The organism is Citrobacter sp. Marseille-Q5395 (assembly GCF_947057495.1).
Classification (GTDB): Bacteria; Pseudomonadota; Gammaproteobacteria; order Enterobacterales; family Enterobacteriaceae; genus Citrobacter; species Citrobacter murliniae.
The window spans coordinates 73,942-99,344 of sequence record NZ_CAMSEL010000007.1; the positions used below are offsets into that span (position 1 = coordinate 73,942).

General features: G+C 51.0%; 25 protein-coding genes. 19 read left to right on the forward strand and 6 right to left on the reverse strand.

What is annotated here, in order from left to right; genetic code table 11:
• Window positions 1-41: 41 nt before the first annotated feature.
• Complete coding sequence (gene cspD, locus OH663_RS10010) at window positions 42-266, forward strand: cold shock-like protein CspD (RefSeq protein WP_003036813.1); 225 nt, start codon at window positions 42-44, stop codon at window positions 264-266.
• A gap of 84 nt (window positions 267-350) precedes the next feature.
• Here the strand turns inward: cspD and macB are convergent, their stop codons facing one another.
• Together macB and macA are read right to left on the reverse strand one after the other, a co-directional pair.
• Window positions 351-2,297, reverse strand: coding sequence for a macrolide ABC transporter ATP-binding protein/permease MacB (gene macB / locus OH663_RS10015; protein WP_048221086.1), 1,947 nt, complete (start codon window positions 2,295-2,297; stop codon window positions 351-353).
• Complete coding sequence (macA, locus tag OH663_RS10020; protein ID WP_045444771.1) at window positions 2,294-3,409, reverse strand: macrolide transporter subunit MacA; 1,116 nt, start codon at window positions 3,407-3,409, stop codon at window positions 2,294-2,296. Before macA ends, macB begins: the two co-directional genes overlap by 4 nt.
• A 161-nt stretch (window positions 3,410-3,570) precedes the next feature.
• On the opposite strand from macA, the gene OH663_RS10025 reads away from it, so the two are divergent.
• Window positions 3,571-4,518 carry a VirK/YbjX family protein gene (locus OH663_RS10025; RefSeq protein ID WP_048221085.1) on the forward strand — a complete coding sequence of 316 codons (948 nt, stop codon included), beginning with the start codon at window positions 3,571-3,573 and terminating at the stop codon, window positions 4,516-4,518.
• Here OH663_RS10025 and OH663_RS10030 read toward each other — a convergent pair.
• A complete protein-coding gene (locus OH663_RS10030) occupies window positions 4,515-6,173 on the reverse strand; it encodes an ATP-dependent endonuclease (protein WP_048221084.1) in 1,659 nt (552 codons plus the stop codon). The genes OH663_RS10025 and OH663_RS10030 overlap by 4 nt on opposite strands.
• Before the next feature lie 370 nt (window positions 6,174-6,543).
• On the opposite strand from OH663_RS10030, the gene aqpZ reads away from it, so the two are divergent.
• From aqpZ to hcr, 4 genes are all read left to right on the forward strand, one after another.
• On the forward strand, window positions 6,544-7,239 hold the full coding sequence (gene aqpZ, locus OH663_RS10035) for an aquaporin Z (RefSeq protein ID WP_200012738.1): 696 nt from the start codon (window positions 6,544-6,546) through the stop codon (window positions 7,237-7,239).
• 171 nt (window positions 7,240-7,410) lie between these two features.
• A complete protein-coding gene (locus OH663_RS10040; protein ID WP_045444786.1) occupies window positions 7,411-8,310 on the forward strand; it encodes a LysO family transporter in 900 nt (299 codons plus the stop codon).
• A 155-nt stretch (window positions 8,311-8,465) separates the two neighbouring features.
• On the forward strand, window positions 8,466-10,118 hold the full coding sequence (hcp, locus tag OH663_RS10045; RefSeq protein WP_048221081.1) for a hydroxylamine reductase: 1,653 nt from the start codon (window positions 8,466-8,468) through the stop codon (window positions 10,116-10,118).
• Between the two features lie 10 nt (window positions 10,119-10,128).
• Window positions 10,129-11,097: an NADH oxidoreductase gene (hcr, locus tag OH663_RS10050; protein ID WP_045444792.1), complete on the forward strand. Its 969-nt coding sequence runs from the start codon at window positions 10,129-10,131 to the stop codon at window positions 11,095-11,097.
• A gap of 90 nt (window positions 11,098-11,187) precedes the next feature.
• On the opposite strand, the gene OH663_RS10055 is transcribed toward hcr, so the two are convergent.
• Window positions 11,188-11,622, reverse strand: coding sequence for a DoxX family protein (locus OH663_RS10055; protein WP_045444796.1), 435 nt, complete (start codon window positions 11,620-11,622; stop codon window positions 11,188-11,190).
• 152 nt (window positions 11,623-11,774) lie between these two features.
• On the opposite strand from OH663_RS10055, the gene poxB reads away from it, so the two are divergent.
• From poxB to OH663_RS10075, 4 genes are all read left to right on the forward strand, one after another.
• On the forward strand, window positions 11,775-13,493 hold the full coding sequence (gene poxB, locus OH663_RS10060) for a ubiquinone-dependent pyruvate dehydrogenase (protein WP_045444800.1): 1,719 nt from the start codon (window positions 11,775-11,777) through the stop codon (window positions 13,491-13,493).
• Between the two features lie 36 nt (window positions 13,494-13,529).
• Window positions 13,530-14,531, forward strand: coding sequence for a low-specificity L-threonine aldolase (gene ltaE / locus OH663_RS10065; RefSeq protein WP_045444803.1), 1,002 nt, complete (start codon window positions 13,530-13,532; stop codon window positions 14,529-14,531).
• 10 nt (window positions 14,532-14,541) lie between these two features.
• Window positions 14,542-15,972 (forward strand): SDR family oxidoreductase, encoded by a 1,431-nt coding sequence (locus tag OH663_RS10070; RefSeq protein ID WP_045444806.1) that lies wholly within the window; start codon window positions 14,542-14,544, stop codon window positions 15,970-15,972.
• Between the two features lie 98 nt (window positions 15,973-16,070).
• Window positions 16,071-17,084 carry an NAD-dependent epimerase/dehydratase family protein gene (locus tag OH663_RS10075; RefSeq protein WP_045444810.1) on the forward strand — a complete coding sequence of 338 codons (1,014 nt, stop codon included), beginning with the start codon at window positions 16,071-16,073 and terminating at the stop codon, window positions 17,082-17,084.
• On the opposite strand, the gene OH663_RS10080 is transcribed toward OH663_RS10075, so the two are convergent.
• Window positions 17,081-17,911 (reverse strand): N-acetylmuramoyl-L-alanine amidase, encoded by an 831-nt coding sequence (locus OH663_RS10080; protein ID WP_045444813.1) that lies wholly within the window; start codon window positions 17,909-17,911, stop codon window positions 17,081-17,083. The two genes, OH663_RS10075 and OH663_RS10080, sit on opposite strands and share 4 nt — an antisense overlap.
• A complete protein-coding gene (locus OH663_RS10085; RefSeq protein ID WP_001160725.1) occupies window positions 17,908-18,231 on the reverse strand; it encodes a heavy metal-binding domain-containing protein in 324 nt (107 codons plus the stop codon). The genes OH663_RS10080 and OH663_RS10085 overlap by 4 nt, the downstream gene beginning before the upstream one ends.
• Window positions 18,232-18,607: 376 nt before the next feature.
• Between OH663_RS10085 and OH663_RS10090 the strand changes: the two genes are divergently transcribed.
• From OH663_RS10090 to yegS, 9 genes are all read left to right on the forward strand, one after another.
• The gene (locus OH663_RS10090; RefSeq protein WP_045444819.1) at window positions 18,608-19,126 is read left to right on the forward strand and encodes a ClbS/DfsB family four-helix bundle protein; all 519 of its coding nucleotides are present in this window, start codon (window positions 18,608-18,610) and stop codon (window positions 19,124-19,126) included.
• Between the two features lie 161 nt (window positions 19,127-19,287).
• A complete protein-coding gene (locus OH663_RS10095) occupies window positions 19,288-19,617 on the forward strand; it encodes a YkgJ family cysteine cluster protein (RefSeq protein WP_071828981.1) in 330 nt (109 codons plus the stop codon).
• A 205-nt stretch (window positions 19,618-19,822) separates the two neighbouring features.
• Complete coding sequence (locus OH663_RS10100; RefSeq protein ID WP_045444822.1) at window positions 19,823-20,338, forward strand: lipoprotein; 516 nt, start codon at window positions 19,823-19,825, stop codon at window positions 20,336-20,338.
• A 227-nt stretch (window positions 20,339-20,565) separates the two neighbouring features.
• Window positions 20,566-21,294, forward strand: a complete 729-nt coding sequence (gene artP / locus OH663_RS10105; RefSeq protein ID WP_045444825.1) for an arginine ABC transporter ATP-binding protein ArtP — start codon at window positions 20,566-20,568, stop codon at window positions 21,292-21,294.
• A 17-nt stretch (window positions 21,295-21,311) separates the two neighbouring features.
• On the forward strand, window positions 21,312-22,043 hold the full coding sequence (gene artI, locus OH663_RS10110) for an arginine ABC transporter substrate-binding protein ArtI (RefSeq protein ID WP_045449691.1): 732 nt from the start codon (window positions 21,312-21,314) through the stop codon (window positions 22,041-22,043).
• A gap of 6 nt (window positions 22,044-22,049) precedes the next feature.
• The gene (artQ, locus tag OH663_RS10115) at window positions 22,050-22,766 is read left to right on the forward strand and encodes an arginine ABC transporter permease ArtQ (RefSeq protein WP_045444828.1); all 717 of its coding nucleotides are present in this window, start codon (window positions 22,050-22,052) and stop codon (window positions 22,764-22,766) included.
• Complete coding sequence (artM, locus tag OH663_RS10120; RefSeq protein WP_045444831.1) at window positions 22,766-23,434, forward strand: arginine ABC transporter permease ArtM; 669 nt, start codon at window positions 22,766-22,768, stop codon at window positions 23,432-23,434. Before artQ ends, artM begins: the two co-directional genes overlap by 1 nt.
• A 194-nt stretch (window positions 23,435-23,628) precedes the next feature.
• Complete coding sequence (artJ, locus tag OH663_RS10125) at window positions 23,629-24,360, forward strand: arginine ABC transporter substrate-binding protein ArtJ (protein ID WP_045444834.1); 732 nt, start codon at window positions 23,629-23,631, stop codon at window positions 24,358-24,360.
• 128 nt (window positions 24,361-24,488) lie between these two features.
• On the forward strand, window positions 24,489-25,388 hold the full coding sequence (gene yegS, locus OH663_RS10130) for a lipid kinase YegS (protein WP_200012742.1): 900 nt from the start codon (window positions 24,489-24,491) through the stop codon (window positions 25,386-25,388).
• Window positions 25,389-25,403: the final 15 nt, after the last annotated feature.

Here is a 25,403-nt window from a genome sequence, read left to right on the forward strand (position 1 = left end):
TTCCATCTTACTTATATAAGATTTACGAAGGATGTCGAAGCATGGAAACGGGTACTGTTAAGTGGTTCAACAATGCCAAAGGGTTTGGTTTCATCTGCCCTGAAGGCGGTGGCGAAGATATCTTCGCCCATTACTCCACCATTCAGATGGATGGTTACAGAACGCTAAAAGCCGGACAGTCTGTCCAGTTTGATGTCCACCAGGGGCCAAAAGGCAATCACGCCAGCGTCATCGTGCCTGTCATTGAAGCAGAAGCTGTCGCATAGCTCTTCTGTCTCATTGTGTACATCCCGCAGACAAAATGCCAGCCCCGGAGGCTGGCATTTTTATTTCTTATGCAATACAACACGTTATTCACGCGCCAAAGCATCGACGGGATCAAGCCGCGCCGCATTACGCGCAGGCAGCCAGCCAAACAAAACGCCGGTCGCCGTTGAGCACAGGAAAGCCGTCAGCAGGGCAAAAGGAGAGAATCCAATTTCCCATCCAGGCAGAAAAAGTTGCAACGTAAAAGCGATTAGCATCGACAGGCTAATACCTAACGCCCCACCGACCAGACACACCAGCACTGCTTCAATTAAGAACTGCTGCAGCACATCACTGGCACGCGCACCAACCGCCATACGAATGCCAATTTCACGCGTTCGTTCAGTCACGGAAACCAGCATAATGTTCATCACGCCTATTCCGCCGACCACCAGGGAAATCACCGCAACCAGAGTCAGGAACAACTGTAAAGTACGTGTGGTTTTTTCGGCGGTTTTCAAGACGCCGTCCATGTTCCAGGTGAAGAAATCTTTTTTACCATGGCGCAACGACAACAGTCGGGTCAGTTGCTGCTCCGCCTGCGCGCTGTCGAAACCATCCTTAACACGCACGGTAATAGAGTTCAGCCACGATTGCCCCATGATCCGCCCGGACATGGTGCTGTAAGGCAACCAGACCCGCAGGATCTTGCTGCTGCCAAACATCGACTGCTTCTCTTCGGCGACCCCAATCACGGTGGCAGGCATATTTCCCACCAGGATAACTTCTCCCACTACCTGCGCTTTGTTGGGGAATAGCTGGCGTCGGGTATTGCTGTCAAGCACCACCACCTGTGCCCGACCATTTAACTGTTCTGCGTTAAAAGTGTTCCCTTCGCTAAACGTCATGCCATAAACGTTAAAGTAATCTCCACTAACGCCGTTCGCGCTGGCCGCCACGTCGATATTTCCATAACGCAGACGCAAATTCTTCGACACCGCAGGCGTAACGGAACTCACCCAGGGCTGCTTCTGAATAGCGACTAAGTCGTCATATTTCAGCGCCTGCTGATACTGTGGGTCATCATCACCGAAATCTTTGCCGGGGTAGATATCAATGGTGTTCGTCCCGATAGCGCGAATATCAGCCAGCACCAGCTGTTTTGCTGCGTCACCAACAACCACAATAGAGACCACAGAAGCAATACCGATGATAATGCCAAGCATGGTCAGCAGTGTACGCATCTTATTGGCGGCCATTGCCAGCCACGCCATGGTAAGCGCCTCACGAAAACCGCTGGCAAACTGACGCCAACCGGAGGCCGTCGTCACCGTCGGTTCCGCAATACCGCGCCCTGCAGAGGGTTTCTGTGACGGCGGATTACGCACGATTTCGCCATCACGAATTTCAATCACTCGCTCGGCCTGTGCAGCTACCTGCGGGTCGTGAGTTACGATAATCACCGTATGTCCACGATCGCGCAGCTGATGCAGAATAGCCATCACCTCTTCGCCAGAATGGCTGTCCAGCGCCCCGGTCGGTTCATCGGCCAGAATCACCTGTCCGCCATTCATCAGCGCACGCGCAATACTGACGCGCTGCTGCTGCCCACCGGAAAGCTGGGAAGGTTGATAGTCGACCCTGTCACCCAGTCCCAGTCGCTGGAGCAACTCCTGCGCTCGTGCCAACCGCTGCTTACGCTCGGTTCCGGCGTAGACCGCGGGTACCTCAACGTTTTGCGCTGCCGTCAAATGCGAGAGTAAATGATACCGCTGGAAGATGAAGCCGAAATGCTCACGCCGTAGTTGCGCTAACGCGTCGCTGTCCAGGGTGGAAACATCGCGCCCGGCAACCTGATACGTCCCGTTGGTAGGCTTGTCCAGACATCCCAGAATGTTCATCAGCGTCGATTTGCCCGAGCCAGAAGCCCCGACAATCGCCACCATTTCGCCGGCCTGGATGCTCAAGGAGACGTTCTTTAACACCTCGACCTGCCCTTCTCCTGACGGGTAACTGCGGCAGATATTGCTCAGCTCAAGCAATGCCGTCATTGCGCTGCTCCAGGTTTCGCCTCACCGATGATGACTTCATCCCCTTCTTCCAGCCCTTTTACAATCTCTACATCGGTGTCATTACGTGCGCCGATAGAGACCTCACGTTCCCGGGTCTCGCCGTTGCGCAACAGTCTGACGTTATAACGGTTGTTGCCAATAGGATCGCCAAGGGCCGCTAACGGGATTGTCAGCACATTTTTCACATCCGTTAGCTGAATATGAACCTGCGCGGTCATATCCAGACGCAGGATCCCTTTCGGGTTAGGCACTTCGAAGCGGGCGTAATAGAAAATAGCGTCATTCACTTTCTCTGGCGTTGGCAACACATCTTTGAGTGTACCTTCATAGCGCGTCTGCGGATCGCCCAGCACAGTAAACCAGGCCTTTTGCCCCGGATGCAGATGAATAACATCCGCCTCGGACACCTGCGCTTTTACCAGCATGGTGCTCATATCTGCCAGAGTCAGAATGTTTGGTGCCTGCTGTGCAGCAATCACGGTTTGCCCCTGCAGGGTGGTAATTTGGGTTACCTCACCGGCCATAGGAGCCACGATGCGGGTGTAATCGAGGTTAGTCTTTGCCGTATCAAGCGAGGCCTGATTACGCTTAATTTGTGCATCAATGGTGCCAATTTGCGCCTGTTTAACCGCCATTTCGGTAGCCGCAGTGTCGAGATCCTGCTGAGAAACAGCCTGTGTTTTCGCCAGCTGTTGCTGACGAGAAAGCGTTACCCGCGCCAGTTTCCATTCGGCTTCTGCCTGCAAACGCTGAGCGCGTAATTCCATGAGCGTCGCCTCAACCTCTTTGATCTGGTTTTGCGCCTGTTCAGGATCAATAACACCAAGCAGTTGATCTTTTTTTACTTTATCGCCAATCGCTACTGACAACGTTTTTAACTGCCCGCTCACCTGCGCACCTACGTCAACTTTGCGTAACGCATCCAGTTTCCCGGTTGCCAGTACGCTTTGCTGGAGATCGCCAGGTCGAACAATTAACGTCTGATACTGAGGTAATGGAGCATTAAGTGTTCTCCAAAGTGCAATCATCACCACAATAATAATGATGGCGATGAGAAAATACCGTTTTTTAATTTTTCCCTTGAGCTTCATAAAAATCCCAGTTTCCCCCAATACGTCCACCAGAGTGGAGTGATAAACATCAACGATAAATTAACAGGCGTTGAAAAGTTCAAAGAATAACAGAGTTATTGATGAATCGTTAAGATCCACCGTGCTGAAATTAGTACCAGCGTATCAATTGGATTGTTATTATGAGCCAGCTAACTGAAAGCACTTTTCATTCTGCAAAACCAGCAACTGGTTTTGGCCTTTTTTGCAACCTGACTACCGGTCATTGGCGACCCGGTAATTGTTGGGAAAAGCGAAGTTTTCGCCGTAAGTTTATGTGGCGCTCATTGCTGATACCACGACTGACTCGAGAATGGATGACTGAACTGGCACAGTGGCCAGACCTTGATAATTTACTCTCCCGCCAGCCGCGCTTGCCGGTGCGTTTACATCGCCCGTATCTTGCTAAAAATTTCGACCTGAAAATGCGTTTAGACGCGGTGCGCTTTCATTACCATGTTATCCGTAACGCATTTTTGCCCGCGGAGTTTAGTGCATTTTTAAGCAATGATGGATTGCAACTGGCGAAAATTGAAGGCAAAGACGGTGAAATATTCACTGTCGACATGATGATGTTCACTGCACTGGATAAAGAAGGGGAAAGTACAATTCTCATGCGTAATAGCGCCGGGGACATCCTGATTAAAATGACGTTCACACTGTGTAAGTACAATAAGAAAAGTACGCTCTTTATTGGCGGCGTACAGGGTAATGCTCAACTGCCGCATGAAGAAATTCAAAAAGCGACCAAATCATGCCATGGAATTTTTCCTAAGCGTATTGTAATGGAGGCTATTTGCCGCTTTGCGGAACAGCTTAATATCGAACAAGTTCTGGCTGTCAGTAATGAGCAACATATTTTTCGCAGCCCACGTTACCATGATAAAAACAAGGTTATTCTTTCTGACTATAATGCCTTTTGGGAGTCGGTAGGTGGAGAATGCGACAGCCACGGGTATTATCATATTCCACGCACGTTGGCTCGAAAAAACGAGGCAGATATTGCCAGTAAAAAACGCGCGGAATATCGCCGCCGCTATCAGTTACTGGACAATATACACGCTCAGTTATCGCTGATGTTCCGCCACTAATCAGCCCGCCCGCGCGCCAACCACAGCACGCGCGAAAACATTTTCCTGAGCAGGGTTGGTACGGCTTCAACGCCGCGTCGCCCTGCTTCCATCGCCACTTCAATCGCCAGATCCGGTTTTGACGAACGATGAATAGCTTTCGATATAATCTTGCGCATATTCATTGGTACATTTTCCGGAATTTGTGCCACCCGATGAAAGACGTCAGAGAATCCCTGTCGGTACATAAAGTGTTCCATATCCAGCGCAGGCAGTATGGTTAAATGCTCGCGTTCTTCTTCCCGATCGTTATTCAGCAAGCTGCGTACGGTAGCGGCGTACTTTTTGCCCGCTTCATCTCCATCGACCAACACATGCCACTCTATCCCCATACGCCGGGCAAACTTAACCAGCGGTTTAAGGCCTGACTGGGCGAACTCAATGACTTTAATGCCTTCGGCATCAAAGTGATGTCCGCACTGACGAGCCAGTTCGTTAATAACCCAGGTTTCCGTTTCCCCCTCCACCAGCAGCCAGCAGCGGGCAAACAACGACGACGCTCGATTAAAGCGAATATGGAACGCAATACGCCGTCCGTCTTCCGCACTCAAACCACCCGGCCCCAGCCGCCAGGCGGCAACGCGAGAGGATTCACGCACCAGACGGACAACATGCTCAACGGGCGTGAGAGACAACAATTCTCCGGAGTTGGTGGTCGCCACACGCTGCAGAGGAAGTAGATTCAGCAACTGCCAGGCGACAGAGAGCATAATAGGATGCAACCGTGTTTCTGGATCTTCTACCAGCAACAAAGGACGGGCATCTTTATCCAGCCTAAGTGTGCCTTTAGCCTGTAACAGGGTCGAAAAAAGCCCCAAAAGGATCACGCGGTGCGTACGTCCTCCAGGCTTATCAATCATGCGGTTAATAATGTCCAGATAACGCCAGCTACGTTGTTCGTTATTGGATCGCCGACGCATCAGACGATAACGTGACTGACTAGATCCCTGCTCAGAAAAATAGTGCTCCAGCAGTTGAACCATGGCTGAAAGCCCCTGGCGAATCTGTCCATCCGTCAAATTTTGTGGACGGTTAGCGAGTTCGCGCGCCAGAAAATCCAGTTGACGGGCGGTGACTTCAACATCGGCCATATCTGGCACCGTACCGTTGCGGATCCGCCGCATAAAACGCGCATCACGCAGACGTAGAACCGGCATCAGGCGGACGAGATGGCGGGCCTGGTCGTTAATATCGTCGATGGGTAAAGGATGGCCTGCGCCATCAAGGAAGCTGCGCAGCGTCAGGACACTACCATCATCCGCACACTCTCCTTCCAGCCGATAGAAAATACGGTGATAGTTATCCGAACATGGGGACCAGCATGCTTCCAGCGGACGGTACCGACGTACCCGATGGCGGCCCGGTTGAGATTCGCGAAACGTCAGAATAATGTGCAAATGATGTTCCCGCCCCTGGACATCACCCGGTGGGAACCAAAAGTCTTCGCGATCAAAATGGTATAAATCCGACTCAGGTGACAACAACAGGGTTAATGCATCCAGCAGGCTGGATTTACCCCACGCGTTCTCCCCAATCAGCACGTTGTTTTGCTCCAGCACCAACGACAGCCGATTAATACCACGAAACCCAACAATCTCAACGCGTTCGAGAATCATATAGCCTCCGGAAATGCTAACTTTTTCCTTCAAGTTATCAGGAGTATAACGGCAAGCAGGCACTCAGGACACCCGATATCACCCAAACCGAAACCGGGGGAACTAAAAAACATAAGAATATTCTTCTTAAAATTTACAATGAATATTATTTCAGGGCACAACAATCCGCTTAATGTAATTAAACGATACCTTATCTACATCAAATCCAAAAAGGATTGACGTCGCATTGCCTTAAATCAAATTTTTTTATTAATTTAAGTGGCGAAGGGATGATGTTTTTTTCTAAAATATACGCTCTTTAATCATCGCCCCTTTTAGCGATGAATAACCGGGTACGACAACGAACCCGGAACTTTTAATTGAGGTGGTTATGTTCAGGAAATTAGCAGCCGAATTCTTCGGTACATTCTGGCTTGTTTTTGGTGGATGTGGGAGTGCCGTGCTGGCCGCAGCATTCCCTGAGTTAGGTATTGGATTTGCCGGTGTTGCGCTGGCCTTCGGTCTCACTGTTTTGACAATGGCATTTGCCGTCGGTCATATTTCAGGCGGACATTTTAACCCAGCAGTGACATTCGGTTTATGGGCTGGTGGTCGCTTTCCGGCAAAAGACGTTATTGGTTATGTTGTTGCCCAAGTCGTGGGCGGTATTGTTGCGGCAGCTGTGCTGTATCTTATTGCCAGCGGTAAAGCAGGCTTCGATGCTACAGCCAGTGGGTTTGCGTCAAACGGCTACGGTGAACATTCTCCGGGCGGCTATTCGATGCTTTCTGCTATCGTTATTGAAATCGTTCTGACCGCAGGTTTCTTACTGGTTATCCACGGTGCTACCGATAAACATGCTCCGGCAGGTTTCGCACCCATTGCTATTGGTCTTGCGTTAACGCTGATTCACCTGATCAGCATTCCGGTCACCAACACATCCGTAAACCCGGCACGTAGTACCGCCGTTGCCCTCTTCCAGGGCGGCTGGGCGCTAGAACAACTGTGGCTGTTCTGGGTCATGCCGATTATCGGTGGGGTTCTCGGTGGACTTATTTATCGCACCCTGCTGGAAAAACGCGATTAATCCCACGTAGGCCATAGTGTCAGGTGGCAGTGTCTTACCTGACCTACAGTTCACTGCAATATGTAAGCCGGGTAGGCATCAGCGCCACCCGGCTTTTTTTGTAACTTTACCTGAAAGCTTTTATTGGGTAGTGTCATTGCGCTGCTTCACATATAAAGGACCCGGTTGTTCATGTTTTCAGGACTGTTAATCATTCTGGTCCCACTTATTGTGGGTTATCTGATTCCGCTTCGGCACAGGGCTGCTTTAAAACTCATTAATCGCCTGCTGAGTTGGATCGTCTACCTTATTCTCTTCTTTATGGGCATCAGCCTGGCGTTTCTGGATAATCTCGCCAGTAATCTGTTATCCATTCTTCATTATTCTGCCGTCAGTATTACGGTCATTCTGCTATGTAACATTGCGGCGCTACTGTGGCTGGAACGTGCACTGCCCTGGCGACACAACCACCAGCAAGAAAAGTTACCTTCGCGAATTGCAATGGCACTTGAGTCGCTACAACTTTGTGGTGTCGTTGTCCTGGGTTTTCTGCTCGGGCTTACCGGGTTTTCAATGCTGCAGCACGCAACCGAAGCCAGCGAATATACGCTGATCTTTTTATTGTTCCTCGTGGGAATTCAATTGCGCAACAGCGGCATGACCTTAAAACAGATTGTGCTGAACCGCAGAGGCATGATTGTTGCCGTCGTCGTGGTTGCCAGTTCGCTGCTGGGTGGAGTCATCAATGCACTCATCCTCGGTCTACCGATGAAAACGTCACTGGCGATGGCATCGGGATTTGGCTGGTATTCCCTTTCCGGTATTTTGTTGACCGAATCGTTCGGGCCGGTTATCGGCAGCGCCGCTTTCTTTAACGATCTGGCGCGCGAACTGATTGCCATTATGTTAATTCCGGGATTAGTTGGCCGCAGTCGATCCACCGCCTTAGGACTCTGCGGTGCGACATCAATGGATTTCACCCTGCCCGTTTTACAACGTAGCGGTGGTCTGGAGATGGTTCCAGCTGCAATCGTTCACGGCTTTATTCTGAGTTTACTGGTGCCTCTGTTGATGGCATTTTTCTCCGCCTGATATACAGACAAATACCTCTCTGGCGGTAGTCAGCTACCGCCAAAATTGCGCTAAATCAATCTCCCTGCAAGTTGTATTAGAAATCCCTTTAATCCCTGCGCGCGCAGGCATAACCTTAAACATGTATATTAAATATAACTTTAAAAGGTGTGACCATGTTTTGTGTGCAATGTGAACAAACCATCCGTACTCCGGCAGGGAACGGCTGCTCTTACGCGCAGGGTATGTGCGGTAAGACAGCGGAGACCTCCGATCTGCAGGATCTGCTGATTGCTTCCCTACAAGGTCTGTCTGCATGGGCGGTTAAAGCGCGTGAATACGGCATCATCGACCATGAAGTTGATAATTTTGCTCCGCGCGCGTTCTTCTCCACGCTGACCAACGTAAACTTCGACTCCCCACGTATTGTCGGCTATGCTCGCGAAGCTATCGCCATGCGTGACGCACTGAAAGCACAATGTCTGAATATTGATGCTAACGCGACTGTCGATAACCCGATGGCTGACCTGCAACTGGTCAGCGACGATCTGGGTGACCTGCAACGTCAGGCAGCGGAATTTACCCCGAATAAAGACAAAGCGACCATTGGCGAGAACATTCTCGGCCTGCGTCTGCTTTGCCTGTACGGCCTGAAAGGTGCGGCAGCCTACATGGAACACGCACATGTTCTGGGTCAGTACGACAACGATATCTACGCTCAGTACCACAAAATCATGGCATGGCTGGGTACCTGGCCTTCCGATATGAACGCTCTGCTGGAGTGCTCTATGGAAATAGGCCAGATGAACTTCAAAGTGATGAGCATCCTGGATGCCGGTGAAACTACCAAATACGGTCACCCGACACCGACTCAGGTCAACGTGAAAGCGACCGAAGGGAAATGCATTCTGATCTCTGGTCATGACCTGAAAGATCTGTATAACCTGCTGGAGCAGACCGAAGGCACCGGCGTTAACGTCTACACCCACGGTGAAATGCTGCCAGCGCACGGTTACCCGGAGCTGCGTAAATTCAAACACCTGATCGGTAACTACGGCAGTGGCTGGCAGAACCAGCAGGTGGAATTCGCCCGCTTCCCAGGTCCAATCGTAATGACCTCTAACTGCATCATCGACCCGACCGTTGGCGCATACGACGACCGTATCTGGACTCGTAGCATCGTCGGTTGGCCGGGCGTGAGCCATCTGGAAGGCGACGACTTCGGTCCGGTTATCGCTCAGGCGCAGCAAATGGCGGGCTTCCCGTACAGCGAAATTCCACACCTGATCACCGTCGGTTTCGGTCGTCAGACGTTGCTGGGCGCAGCTGATACCCTGATCGACCTGGTGAGCCGCGAAAAACTGCGTCACATCTTCCTGGTTGGCGGCTGCGACGGCGCCCGTGGTGAACGTAACTACTTCACCGACTTCGCCACCAGCGTACCGGACGACTGCCTGATCCTGACCCTGGCCTGTGGTAAATACCGTTTCAACAAACTGGACTTCGGCGATATTGAAGGTCTGCCACGTCTGGTCGACGCCGGTCAGTGTAACGATGCTTACTCTGCCATCATCCTGGCGGTAACCCTGGCGGAAAAACTGGGCTGTGGCGTCAATGACCTGCCGCTGTCTCTGGTGCTCTCCTGGTTCGAACAGAAAGCGATTGTAATTCTGCTGACCCTGCTGTCCCTGGGTGTGAAAAACATCGTCACTGGCCCAACTGCACCTGGCTTCTTCACGCCGGATCTGCTGGCTGTACTCAACGAGAAATTCGGTCTGCGTTCTGTGACCACCGTTGAAGAAGACATGAAGCAGCTGCTGAGCGCGTAAGGAGTAGAGAATGACAATGCCAACCCATCAGTGCCCGTGGCGGATGCAGGTTCATCACATCCATCAGGAAACGCCGGATGTATGGACAATTTCGTTGCTATGCCACGACTATTACCCATATCGTGCCGGGCAGTATGCACTGGTCAGCGTACGTAACTCAGCGGATACGCTGCGTGCTTACACCCTCTCCTCAACACCGGGCGTTAGCGAATACATCACGCTGACTATTCGGCGGATTGACGACGGTGCAGGTTCTCAGTGGTTAACCCGTGACGTGAAGCGCGGCGACTACATCTGGCTGTCCGATGCCATGGGTGAATTCACCTGTGAAGATAAAGCGGAAGACAAGTTCCTGATGCTGGCTGCTGGCTGTGGTGTTACGCCAATCATGTCAATGCGTCGCTGGTTGGCAAAGTATCGTCCGCAGGCCGATGTACAGGTGATCTTTAACGTCCGTTCGCCGGAAGATGTCATTTTTGCCGACGAATGGCGTGAGTATCCGGTCACGTTAGTCGCCGAAAACAATGCTACCCATGGCTTTGTTTCCGGCCGACTGACAACCGAACTACTGAAGAGCGTACCGGACCTGACCGCACGTACCGTAATGACCTGCGGCCCGGCGCCGTACATGGATCTGGTTGAAAAAGAAGTGAAAGCGCTTGGCGTGACGCGCTTCTTTAAAGAGCAGTTCTTCACTCCGGTCGCGGAAGCCGCCACCAGCGGTCTGAAGTTCACCAAGTTACAACCGGCAAAAGAGTTTTATGCACCGGTTGGCACGACCCTTCTGGAAGCGCTGGAAAGCAACAGCGTGCCGATCGTCGCCGCATGCCGTGCGGGCGTATGCGGCTGCTGTAAAACCAAAGTCGTTGATGGTAACTACACGGTCTCCAGCACCATGACGCTGACTGACGCGGAAATTGCTGAAGGTTATGTACTGGCCTGCTCCTGCCATCCGCAAGGTGATCTGGTACTTGCATAATCATTAATAGCCGGATGACACTGAGCTTATCCGTCCTACAAGAACAACCGTAGGACGGACAAGCTGTTTATGTTGTCATCCGACTATTTTTTACCGCCAGGCCGAGTTGCCACCCAACGCATATCTCCCCGCACCTAAAAATGCCACTGCCAGCGCACCAATAAAAAAATACACCAGGCTTTCAATCGCCCATGCGCCGGTTTTGTCCAGCGACCAGGTCTCCCCCATCCCGACCATCAGCCATGCTACAACCATCGTAAACGCCAGCCCTAACGCCGCCGGACGCGTCAGAATACCGAGAATAATCAGGCAAGGAGCAACCACCTCCCCCAACAAAACACCGTAAGCGATGAAACCCGGGAATCCCTTAGCGATCAACATGCCGCTGATACCATCAATACCCGCAAAAAGCTTATGCAAGCCGTGAAACAGCATCAGTCCCCCAACGGCAAGGCGTAACAAAAACTTGCCAAAGTCTTCATGAGTCAGCATCCGATTCACTGCATTTAATAGGCTCGTAAACATTTGAATTTATTCCTTGTTTTACCATGTCTGCTCTCAAACTACGCTTTATCTATCTGAAAAGAAAGCTGCCGAAAATCAGGGGGAATGAGAAGCATAACTATTATCTTCATCTAAACTTGTAACCGGTATCACATTAAAGGAGATGGAAAACCATGAAACAAACGGTTGCTGCGTTTATTGCTAAAACCCTCGAACAAGCTGGGGTAAAACGCATTTGGGGTGTAACAGGAGACTCACTGAATGGCCTGAGTGATAGTCTGAATCGTATGGGAACGATTGACTGGATGCCAACCCGGCATGAAGAGGTTGCGGCCTTTGCCGCAGGTGCAGAAGCACAACTGACTGGTGAACTGGCGGTGTGTGCCGGTTCATGTGGGCCGGGAAACCTGCACCTGATTAACGGCCTGTTTGATTGCCACCGTAACCACGTCCCGGTGCTGGCGATTGCCGCGCATATTCCCTCCAGTGAAATCGGCAGTGGTTATTTTCAGGAGACCCACCCGCAAGAGTTGTTCCGTGAATGTAGCCACTATTGCGAGCTGGTTTCCAGCCCTGAACAGATCCCGCAGGTACTGGCAATTGCCATGCGTAAAGCGGTGTTAAACCGCGGCGTTTCCGTGGTCGTTCTACCAGGTGACGTGGCATTAAAACCGGCCCCTGAAAGCGCCAGTACACACTGGTACCACGCGCCGTTACCGGTGGTGACCCCAGCAGAAGAAGAGATTAAAAAGCTGGCGCAACTGCTACGCTATTCCAGCAATATCGCGTTGATGTGCGGCAGTGGTTGCGCTGGTGCGCATAAAGAACTGGTCGAGTTTGCTGCGAAAATCAAAGCACCGATTGTTCATGCCCTGCGCGGGAAAGAGCACATTGAATATGACAATCCGTACGATGTCGGCATGACCGGGCTAATTGGCTTTTCATCAGGTTTTCATACCATGATGAATGCCGACACGCTGATCTTACTCGGCACCCAGTTCCCCTATCGTCCCTTCTACCCAACCGACGCCAAAATTATTCAGATTGATATCAATCCGGCGAGCATTGGCGCGCACAGTAAAGTCGATATGGCGCTGGTGGGTGATATTAAATCCACACTTAGCGCCCTGCTACCGCTGGTGGAAGAAAAAACCGACCGGCAGTTTTTGGATAAAGCACTGGAACACTATCGTGATGCACGCAAAGGCCTGGATGATTTAGCCAAACCCAGCGATAAAGCCATACATCCGCAGTATCTGGCGCAACAGATCAGTCATTTCGCCGCCGACGACGCCATCTTTACCTGCGATGTCGGCACGCCTACCGTATGGGCAGCTCGCTATCTGAAAATGAACGGTAAGCGCCGTCTGCTTGGTTCGTTTAATCACGGATCAATGGCGAATGCTATGCCACAGGCGTTAGGCGCTCAGGCGACAGAACCAGGACGCCAGGTAGTCGCAATGTGCGGCGACGGTGGGTTCAGCATGCTGATGGGAGATTTTCTTTCAGTCGTGCAGATGAAACTGCCAGTGAAGATTATCGTTTTTAACAATAGCGTGCTGGGATTTGTGGCGATGGAGATGAAGGCCGGCGGCTACCTGACTGACGGTACTGAACTGCACGATACCAACTTCGCGCGCATTGCCGAAGCATGTGGGATCACCGGCATTCGCGTGGAAAAATCATCAGACGTAGATGAGGCACTACAAAGGGCAATGTCGATTGATGGCCCGGTGCTGGTTGACGTGGTTGTAGCGAAAGAAGAACTGGCAATTCCACCACAAATCAAGCTCGAACAGGCTAAAGGTTTTAGCCTGTATATGTTGCGCGCGATCATCAGCGGACGCGGTGATGAAGTGATCGAACTGGCGAAAACCAACTGGCTCAGGTAAAACAGAGGGCATTACCTCACACTACAAGGAATGCCCGTGATCGATTTACGCAGTGATACCGTTACCCGGCCGAGCCGTGCCATGCTCGAAGCAATGATGACCGCCCCGGTCGGGGACGACGTGTACGGGGACGACCCTACCGTCAATGCACTTCAACAATATGCCGCTGAGCTTTCAGGCAAAGAAGCGGCGATTTTCTTACCTACCGGCACTCAGGCAAATCTGGTTGCGCTACTCAGTCACTGCCAACGCGGTGAAGAGTACATTGCAGGCCAGGGGGCGCATAACTATTTATACGAAGCCGGTGGTGCCGCAGTGCTGGGCAGTATTCAGCCGCAGCCTATCGACGCAGCACCAGACGGCTCTCTTCCATTGGATAAAGTTGCTGCCAAAATCAAAGCAGACGATATCCATTTTGCCCGCACACGCCTGCTCAGTCTGGAAAATACCCACAACGGTAAAGTGCTGCCGCGCGAGTATTTAAAGGATGCCTGGGACTTCACCCGCGAACGAAATCTTGCGCTACACGTTGACGGCGCACGTATTTTTAACGCTGTCGTTGCCTACGGATGTGAGCTGAAAGAGATCACCCAGTATTGCGACTCGTTCACCATTTGCCTCTCCAAGGGTCTGGGAACGCCGGTCGGCTCACTGTTAGTCGGTAGCCAGGACTACATCAAACGCGCCATTCGCTGGCGTAAAATGACCGGCGGCGGGATGCGTCAGGCTGGTATTCTGGCGGCTGCCGGCCTGTACGCGCTTAAAAATAACGTTGCGCGTTTGCAGGACGATCATGACAACGCGGCCTGGATGGCAGAGCAACTACGAGAAGCTGGCGCTGACGTGATGCGTCACGACACCAATATGCTGTTTGTCCGTGTCGGTGAAGAGCATGCTGCCGCGCTGGGCGAGTATATGAAATCGAAAGACGTTCTGATTAACGCCTCGCCAATTGTACGTCTGGTAATGCATCTGGACGTCTCGCGTGAGCAACTTGCTGAAGTCGCCGCTCACTGGCGCACATTCTTAAACCGCTAAGGAGACAGGCGTGCCGCAACGGATTTTGGTACTTGGCGCCAGTGGTTACATTGGTCAGCATCTGGTTCAGGCGCTCAGCCAGCAAGGGCATCAGGTGCTGGCTGCGGCACGTCGCATTGAGCGACTGGAAAAACAGCAGCTGGCTAACGTCAGTTGCCATAAAGTCGATTTAAACTGGCCGGATAACCTGACGTCTCTTCTGGCTGGGGTCGATACTGTCTATTATCTGGTTCATGGCATGGGCGAAGGTGGCGATTTTATCGCTCATGAACGTCAGGTCGCGCTGAATGTCCGTGATGCGTTGCGTAACACCCCGGTCAAACAGCTTATTTTCCTGAGTTCATTACAGGCTCCCAAACATGAACAGTCCGATCACTTGCGCGCACGCCAGATAACGGCGGACACACTGCGAGAATCCGGTGTGCCGGTAACTGAGCTACGGGCTGGCATAATCGTGGGGGCTGGTTCAGCAGCCTTTGAGGTGATGCGCGACATGGTCTACAACCTGCCGGTGCTGACTCCCCCCCGCTGGGTACGCTCACGCACCACACCAATTGCGCTGGAAAACCTGCTGCATTACCTGGTGGCATTGCTGGATCACCCAACAAGCGAACATCGTGTGCTCGAAGCCGCAGGGCCACAGGTATTAAGTTACCAGGAGCAATTCGAGCATTTTATGGCCGTCAGCGGCAAGCATCGCCTGCTTATTCCCATCCCCTTTCCTACCCGTTGGATCTCGGTCTGGTTTTTAAATGTGATTACCTCAGTTCCGCCGAACACCGCAAAAGCGCTGATACAAGGGCTGAAACACGATCTTCTGGCTGATGACACCGCGCTACGGTTGCTTATTCCGCAACAATTGATTGCGTTTGACGATGCGGTACGCAGTACGCTCAAAGAAGAAGAGAAGCTGGTCAACTCCAGCGACTGGGGTTACGACGCCCAGGCATTCGCACGCTGGCGTCCTGAATACGGCTATTTTGCCAAACAGGCCGGTTTTAGCGTCGAAACGTCTGCCAGCCGGAAAGCGCTGTGGCAGGTAGTAAACCGGCTCGGCGGTAAGGAAGGTTATTTCTTTGGCAATATATTGTGGAAAACGCGTGCAGCACTGGACCTGCTGGTAGGCCATAAGCTGGCGAAAGGTCGACCCGAACACCCGATTTTACAGGTCGGCGATACCGTTGATAGCTGGAAAGTCATTATTGTAGAGCCGGAAAAACAGCTCACCCTGCTGTTTGGAATGAAAGCTCCAGGACTTGGCCGCCTGAGCTTTACGCTGGAAGATAAAGGCGATCACCGCCGTATAGACGTTCGCGCCTGGTGGCATCCACATGGTATGCCAGGCCTCTTCTATTGGTTGCTGATGATCCCGGCTCACCTGTTCATTTTCAGGGGGATGGCGAAGCGTATCGCCAAACTTGCAGAACAAATCACAGACTAAAGACAAAAAGAGGCTGTATTCTTTCACGTTTCCCATTGCATACAGTCGTATTTCACGGAAGAATGCGCGTGAAGTTCTATTAAACACAGCGGATTGATATGAAGGTACTGGTTACCGGAGCCACCAGCGGCTTAGGCCGAAACGCGGTTGAGTTTTTACGCAACAAAGGCATCAGCGTCAGAGCCACCGGTCGCAACGAAGCGATGGGTAAGCTGCTGGAGAAAATGGGCGCAGAATTTGTGCATGCAGATTTGACCGAACTGGTCTCTTCGCAGGCAAAAGTGATGCTCGCAGGCATCGACACGCTGTGGCACTGCTCCAGTTTTACCTCGCCGTGGGGAACACAAGAAGCGTTCGATCTGGCCAACGTCCGTGCGACCCGTCGTCTGGGCGAATGGGCCGTCGCCTGGGGCGTGCGTAACTTTATTCATATCTCCTCCCCGTCGCTCTATTTTGATTATCACCACCATCGCGATATTAAAGAGGACTTCCGTCCACACCGTTTCGCCAACGAATTCGCCCGTAGTAAAGCGGCTGGTGAAGACGTTATTGCGCTGTTGGCCCAGGCCAACCCGCAGACCCGCTTTACAGTGCTTCGTCCGCAAAGCCTGTTCGGCCCTCACGATAAAGTTTTTATCCCCCGCCTGGCACACATGATGCATCACTACGGCAGCATCCTTTTGCCACACGGTGGCAGTGCGCTGGTGGATATGACCTATTATGAAAATGCGGTTCACGCAATGTGGCTGGTAAGTCAGGAAACCTGCGATAACCTGCCGTCGGGTCGTGCGTATAACATTACCAATGGTGAGCATCGTACCCTGCGCAGTATCGTGCAAAAACTTATCGACGAGCTCAATATTGATTGCCGTATTCGCTCAGTGCCCTATCCGATGCTGGACATGATTGCCCGCAGCATGGAGCGTCTTGGTAACAAATCGGCTAAAGAACCTAAACTCACTCACTACGGCGTTTCAAAGCTGAATTTTGACTTTACGCTGGATACCACTCGCGCCCAGGAAGAGTTAGGCTATCAGCCCGTTGTGACGCTGGATGAAGGAATTGAGCGTACCGCGGCCTGGCTGCGCGACCACGGTAAGCTACCGCGTTAATCCTGCCCGTATTTCTCCAGTAGCGCTTCGGCAATCGCCTGAGTTTCTGCATCCGCCACGCCGTTCCACAACGCCGGGCGGAAGTGCATCTGAAACGCCATAATCAACCGCTGCTGCTCGCGTGACGTCATTTCCGGTTTTACCTCATAGCCATAACGCGACAGCAGATCGAGTAACGATGCCGTTTCAACTAACTCATGAGGTGCGCGTCCGCCGAGATAAAACATCACGCGCTGCGCATCCGGCCATGCGCCAATCCCCTGTGCCGCCAGTTCACGCCACGGAAACAGGGGACCAGGATCGTCTTTGCGCTGCGGCGCAACATCCGCATGTGCCACCACGTTTTGTGGTTTGATGTCGTAGCGAGCAATGATTTCCTTCGCCAGAGGGATCAATGCCTGAATCTGCGCGGGCTCAAACGGGGCAAAATACTTTATGCCTGCCGATTTCTGCCAGCCACGGTTTTCCAGTTCAATACCAATCGACGTATCGTTAATACGTGTGGCGCCACGCCAGAAACTAATCCCCGCATGCCACGCCAGATCTTTCTCCGGAACCAGTTGCCAGATACGCGGCTTTCCGTGGTACAGCGGCGGTATCGCCGGGATCAGATAGTGCGAACTGACGTTTTTATCCGTCAGCGTCGCCAGAGAAGAGTCAAAATCGTCTGCCGTATAGTGGATAACCAGCACTTTTATCCGCGGATACGCCGCCTGAGCCTGACGGCGGGTATCCAGTTGATACCCGTCTTTATCAACAATACCTTTCTCACCGGCACACCCTGCCAATAGCAGGGTAAACATCAGCAGACATAACAAACGTTTCATCGGCGAGTTTTCACCGCAGTACCACTTACGCTCACCATCAACATGCTGCCGTCTTTACCTACAGTTTCGTAGTCAATATCGATACCGACGACCGCGTCCGCACCCAGCGCTTTCGCCTGTTCCCCCAGCTCCTGAAAGGCAATTTCTCGCGCTTTTCGCAACTCTTTTTCATACGCGCCGGAGCGCCCCCCGACAATATCACGAATGCCCGCAAAGAAATCACGGAAGATATTTGCGCCCAGAATAGCTTCACCAGTTACCACACCGCAGTATTCCACGATGCTCTGCCCTTCAAGCGTAGGGGTAGTCGAAAACTGCATGGTTAATCTCCTTAATGCGCTAAGCGTGCGATCTCAAAAGTATTCTCAAACCTATACACTATCATTGAAAATGATGTGATTGTATATTTTTCAAAACGACAAAAAGCACGTCCAGAAGTCGATTACCTTTCAGCAAATTATATAAATTTCAAATCAATATATTTGATTTTTTTGAGCTCGATGCTGTCTCAATAAACAATTTTCCTCCCAATAGTTTCCCTGTTTTTTTGTATTGATATCTTATGAAGAAAAAGCAAATGAGCTTATCTACCCAAGGGCCTTTCCCTGCTGTTGTAAGTGATACATAATTGACTGTTTTTCAAACACTACACCGTAGTCTTTATGGTAACTCTTCTGAAGCGAGAGGGAATTCTTTATGAGTGTGCCGCAAACCAAATCTGAACTACTTTTCGCTATTGATAAAAATTTCAGTAAATTAATGAGTTACCTTAGCGCAATCCCTCCCGAGTTAACTGCGGATAGCTCGATGGAGGGACATGCCAAAGGGACAGAAATGAGCGTTCATGACCTGGTTTCATACCTGCTCGGATGGAACGCCCTGGTTGTAAAGTGGATCACTTCTGACGCGAAAGGGATGCCCGTCGACTTTCCTGAGACGGGCTATAAATGGAATCAGCTTGGTCTTTTAGCGCAGAAATTCTACTCAGATTACAGTGAGTTGAGCTATAGCTCATTAGTAACCGAGCTTCAGGCCGTAAAAAATGAAATTGTGAAGCTTATTGATGAGCGCTCTAATGACATTTTGTATGGAAAACCATGGTACACAAAATGGACAATGGGAAGGATGATCTCCTTTAATACATCTTCACCTTATGCCAATGCTAATGGAAGATTAAGAAAATGGGCCAAAAATAAGAATATCAGCTTAAAGTAAACATCTGCGCAAAATAGCATGGATGAAAAATTATCCTGCCCCCCTATTTACAAATACCCAACTGGATGCAATATCAGTAACGTACACTTGCCCGGGTACCAAAGGCTGACATAATTTATATGTCGATTTAATTGATATGTAATGTTGTAACAGGTGAAGTAATGAGCAATCTGAACCCATGCATGACATGTGGCGCGTGTTGTGCATTTTTTCGTGTTTCTTTCTATTGGTCTGAAGGTGATGATGCTGATGGTGTAGTGCCAGCCCAATTAACCGAACAGGTATCCCCTTTCCTGCGCTGTATGACAGGCACTAACCAACCCCGCCCCCGCTGCGTTGCCCTTTGTGGAACGCCAGGACAATCTGCCCACTGTACTATTTATGAAAACAGGCCTACTACATGTAGAGAGTTTGCCATGACTGGTGAAAATGGTGGTGTGAATGAAGCGTGTAATCGTGCAAGGACATATTACGGACTCCCCCCACTTTGAACGTGGCTCCCCAGGGAGCGAGCAAAAACAATGCCTTAATCAATTATGCTATCATTGAAAAGATATGATTCATTATCGCTGTTGTAGAACGCTCATACTCTGAATCGTTCGAGCGCCGGTCACGCTGCTACGCAGTGACCGGGATGAGCGAGTATAGCCAACGCATCAGCAACTTGAAATATAACGAGTATATAAGGAAATCATTATGCGCTACTCAAAACTCTCTCTGCTGGTTCCATGTGCACTACTTCTCAGCGCCTGTACGACGGTGACTCCGGCCTATAAAGACAATGGTCCGCGTAGCGGCGCATGTGTGGAAGGTGGGCCGGACAGCGTGGCACAGCAATTCTATGATTACCGCATTCAGCATCGTAACAATGATATGACCGCCCTTCGTCCGTACCTGAGCGACAATCTGGCGAAACTGCTGACCGATGCCAGCCGCGACAACACGCACCGCGAACTGTTTAACAGCGATCTTTTCTCCAGCCGCACCACATTACCGGATAGCGCCAGCGTTGCCAGTGCATCGACCATTCCGAATAGTGATGCACGCAACATTCCACTGCGCGTAGAGCTTAAACAAGGGAATCAGACCTGGCGTGATGAAGTGCTGATGATCCGTGAAGGCCAGTGCTGGGTTGTGGACGATGTACGCTATCTCGGAGGCAGCGTACACGCGCCAGCCGGGACGCTGCGCCAGTCCATCGAAAATCGCTAATTACCACCATTCAACAGCTTAAATCATAACCCCCATAAATTGTCTGGCATTCTGCATAGAATGCCGACAATTATTCTTGCCCACTGGTGACCCCGCTATTTTGTGCTATGTTTAGATAAGAATGCGGTTTACATTTAACTTTTAACGCATAAATATTGCATAACTATTCTGTCAAAGGTAGTATCTGCGGCTTCAATAGCTATCAGACTGCCAGTATACGAGTGTCAATGAGTATTCAATTAAACGGCATTAACTGCTTCTACGGCGCCCATCAGGCGCTGTTCGATATCACGCTGGATTGCCCTCAGGGTGAAACACTGGTGTTACTTGGCCCAAGTGGAGCCGGGAAAAGCTCGCTACTGCGCGTACTCAATCTGCTTGAGATGCCGCGCTCGGGCACGCTCTCTATTGCGGGCAACCGTTTCGACTTCACGAAAACCCCTTCCGATAAAGCCATTCGTGAGCTGCGTCAGAACGTGGGTATGGTTTTCCAGCAATACAATCTTTGGCCGCATCTCACAGTGCAGCAAAACCTGATTGAAGCGCCCTGCCGCGTACTCGGTCTGACGAAAGAAAAAGCGCTGGCACGTGCCGAGAAACTGCTGGAACGTCTGCGCCTCAAGCCTTACAGCGATCGTTACCCACTGCATCTTTCAGGCGGTCAGCAACAGCGTGTGGCCATTGCTCGTGCGTTGATGATGGAGCCGCAAGTACTGCTGTTTGATGAGCCTACCGCGGCGCTTGATCCGGAAATTACGGCACAAATCGTCAGCATCATCCGTGAGCTGGCTGAAACCAACATTACTCAGGTGATCGTCACCCATGAAGTGGAAGTTGCACGTAAAACTGCCAGTCGTGTGGTGTATATGGAAAACGGTCATATCGTAGAGTTTGGGGATGCGAGCTGCTTTGCCAACCCGCAAACCGAAGCGTTTAAAAACTATCTCTCTCACTAAGATTCGGGACAATGACAATGAAAAAAGTTCTGATTGCCGCGCTAATCGCAGGTTTTAGCCTTTCCGCTACCGCAGCCCAAACTATTCGTTTTGCTACAGAAGCGTCTTATCCTCCGTTTGAATCCATCGATGCTAATAATAAGATCGTGGGCTTTGACGTTGATCTGGCGAATGCGCTGTGTAAAGAGATTGACGCTACCTGTACGTTCACTAACCAGGCGTTCGACAGCCTGATCCCAAGCCTGAAATTCCGTCGTTTTGACGCGGTAATGGCCGGCATGGACATCACTCCGGAGCGTGAAAAACAGGTACTGTTCACTACTCCTTATTACGACAACTCTGCGTTGTTTGTTGGTCAGCAAGGTAAATTTACCAGTATTGACCAGCTGAAAGGCAAAAAAGTCGGCGTGCAAAACGGCACCACGCACCAGAAATTCATCATGGATAAACATCCGGAAGTGACCACCGTTCCGTATGACAGCTACCAGAATGCCAAACTTGATCTGCAAAACGGTCGTATTGATGGCGTCTTTGGTGATACTGCAGTCGTGACTGAATGGCTGAAAGACAATCCGAAACTGGCCGCCGTCGGCGATAAAGTCACGGATAAAGATTACTTCGGCACCGGCCTGGGCATTGCTGTGCGCCAGGGTAATACCGAGCTGCAGCAGAAATTTAACGCTGCGCTGGAAAAAGTGAAGAAAGATGGGACTTACGAGACCATCTACAACAAATGGTTCCAGAAGTAATACTTGATGAATGAATTTTTTCCTTTAGCAAGCGCCGCCGGGATGACCGTCGGCCTTGCGGTTTGTGCGCTGATCATCGGCCTTGCGCTCGCCATGCTTTTTGCCGTCTGGGAGTCTGTAAAATGGCGTCCGGTGGCCTGGACGGGCTCAGCTCTGGTCACTATCCTGCGTGGGCTACCAGAAATTCTGGTCGTTCTGTTTATCTATTTTGGTTCCTCTCAACTTCTGCTGACGCTGGCCGATGGCTTTACGATCAATCTTGGGTTCGTACAGATCCCCGTTCAGATGCAGATCGAAAACTTCGACGTCAGCCCGTTCTTGTGCGGCGTCATTGCATTGTCATTGCTGTACGCGGCCTATGCCTCGCAAACGCTGCGCGGTGCGCTGAAGGCCGTTCCGCTCGGACAATGGGAGTCGGGTCAGGCGCTGGGGTTGTCTAAGACCGCCATCTTCTTTCGTCTGGTGATGCCGCAAATGTGGCGCCATGCTCTGCCAGGCTTGGGTAACCAGTGGTTGGTACTCCTGAAAGATACCGCATTAGTTAGCCTGATTAGCGTGAATGATCTGATGCTGCAAACCAAAAGCATTGCTACCCGTACTCAGGAGCCATTTACCTGGTACATCGTTGCAGCCGCTATTTACCTGGTGATTACGCTGGTGAGTCAGTACATTCTCAAACGCATTGACCTGCGCGCAACACGTTTTGAGCGGAGACCGGGCTGATGCTTGAGTATTTACCTGAATTGATGAAAGGGCTGCATACCAGCCTGACACTCACGGTCGCATCCATCGTTGTGGCTCTGGTTCTGGCGCTAATTTTCACCGTCATCCTGACGCTGAAAACCCCCGTGCTGGTCTGGCTGGTTCGCGCCTATATCACGCTGTTTACCGGTACGCCGCTGCTGGTGCAAATCTTCCTCATCTACTACGGGCCAGGACAATTTCCCGCGTTGCAGGAATACCCGGTACTCTGGCATCTGCTGTCAGAACCGTGGTTGTGCGCCCTGATTGCGTTGTCATTAAACAGCGCGGCCTATACCACGCAACTGTTCTACGGCGCTATCCGTGCGATACCGGAGGGCCAGTGGCAATCATGTGGTGCGCTGGGGATGAGCAAAAAGGATACGCTGGCAATACTGCTACCTTACGCCTTTAAACGCGCCCTATCCTCTTATTCAAACGAAGTGGTGTTGGTGTTCAAAAGCACCTCGCTGGCCTACACCATTACGTTGATGGAAGTCATGGGCTACAGCCAGTTGTTGTATGGTCGCACTTATGACGTGATGGTCTTCGGTGCAGCAGGCGTCATTTACCTGATCGTAAACGGGCTGTTGACTTTAATGATGCGCTTAATCGAGCGCAAGGCACTGGCGTTTGAACACAGAAACTAACCATATAATCCAGACCGTATAAACTGCATAAGACAATAACATCAAGACGGACAAGTCTCTCAACTGTCCGTCTTTTTTTATCTTATAAAAAATACTTAATCATTTTTATTGCATACAAATTCATTAAATGGCATTGTAAATCTATGCCGCAGACACGGTAAATAATCATAAGATTGACAGACGGGAGTTCCACCATGAAAAAGTTAGTACTGGCCGCATTACTTGCTACTTTCGCCACCGGCGCCTCAGCTGCTGATAAAATTAATTTCGGTGTATCAGCGACCTACCCGCCATTTGAATCGCTGGATGCGAGCAATAAAATTGTCGGTTTTGACATCGACCTGGCAACAGCATTGTGCAAACAAATGCAGGCTGACTGTACTTTTACCAATCATGCTTTCGACAGTCTGATCCCCGCGCTAAAATTCAAAAAATATGATGCGGTGATTTCCGGTATGGATATCACCCCAGAGCGTAGTAAGCAGGTCTCCTTTACTCAGCCATACTATGCAAACTCTGCGCTGGTGATTGCGAAAAAAGATACCTATAAAACTTTTGCCGATCTAAAAGGCAAACGTATCGGAATGGAAAACGGCACCACACACCAGAAATACCTGCAGGACAAACATCCTGAAGTAAAAACTGTAGCCTATGACAGCTACCAGAATGCGATCATCGACCTGAAAAATGGACGTATTGATGGCGTATTTGGTGACACCGCGGTGGTTAATGAGTGGCTGAAAACCAACCCTCAGTTAGGTACGGCAACGGCAAAAGTAACTGACCCTGAATATTTCGGAACCGGCCTTGGTATCGCAGTTCGCCCGGATAACAAAGCCCTGCTGGAAAAATTGAATAATGCGCTGGCCGCCATCAAAGCTGACGGTACTTATCAAAAAATCAGCGACCAGTGGTTCCCGCAATAATCTCCCCTTGTCAGAAAAGCCGCAATCGCGGCTTTTTTTCTCTTTACGCTTCCGCTTTCAGTCTGTTCCTGGGTCATATCCCGATTCCTGGCATACACTTGTTAAAACGATAAAAGTGAGGCGAAAGGATGATAGCGTTCCCTGCCAGCTTACTGATCCTGAATGGAAAAAGTGCTGATAATCTCCCTCTACGTGATGCAGTCGCCCTGCTTCGCGATGAAGGCGTGGAAATTCATGTTCGCGTTACCTGGGAAAAAGGTGATGCCCGGCGCTACGTTGATGAAGCCCGTCAACTGGGTGTCGCAACGGTGATTGCCGGCGGGGGTGACGGCACCATCAATGAAGTCTCCACCGCGTTAATTCAGTCGGAGGATAGCCACGCTATCGCACTGGGTATTCTGCCGTTGGGAACAGCGAATGACTTCGCCACCAGCGCAGGCATCCCGGAGGCGCTGGATAAAGCGTTAAAGCTTGCTATCGCCGGGAATACGGTAGAGATCGATATGGTACAGGTGAACGATAAAACCTATTTTATCAATATGGCGACGGGGGGTTTTGGAACCCGGATCACCACCGAGACACCGGAAAAACTCAAAGCCGCACTGGGAGGCGTATCGTACTTTATCCATGGACTAATGCGAATGGATACCCTCAAACCCGACAGTTGCGAAATTCGCGGTGAGGGCTTTCACTGGCAGGGCGACGCGCTGGTGATTGGCATCGGCAACGGGCGCCAGGCTGGTGGCGGACAGCAGCTTTGCCCAACAGCACTGATTAATGACGGTTTGCTACAGTTGCGGATATTTACCGGAGAAGAACTGCTTCCGGCACTGCTTTCGACGTTAACGCAATCCGATGACAACCCTAACATCATTGATGGAGCATCGGCATGGTTTGACATACGTGCGCCACATGAAATCACCTTTAATCTCGATGGTGAACCGCTCAGCGGACAGGAGTTTCATATTGAAATCCTGCCCGCAGCGTTGCGTTGCCGGTTACCACCAGATTGCCCTCTGTTACGTTAGTACAAAGCAATCCGC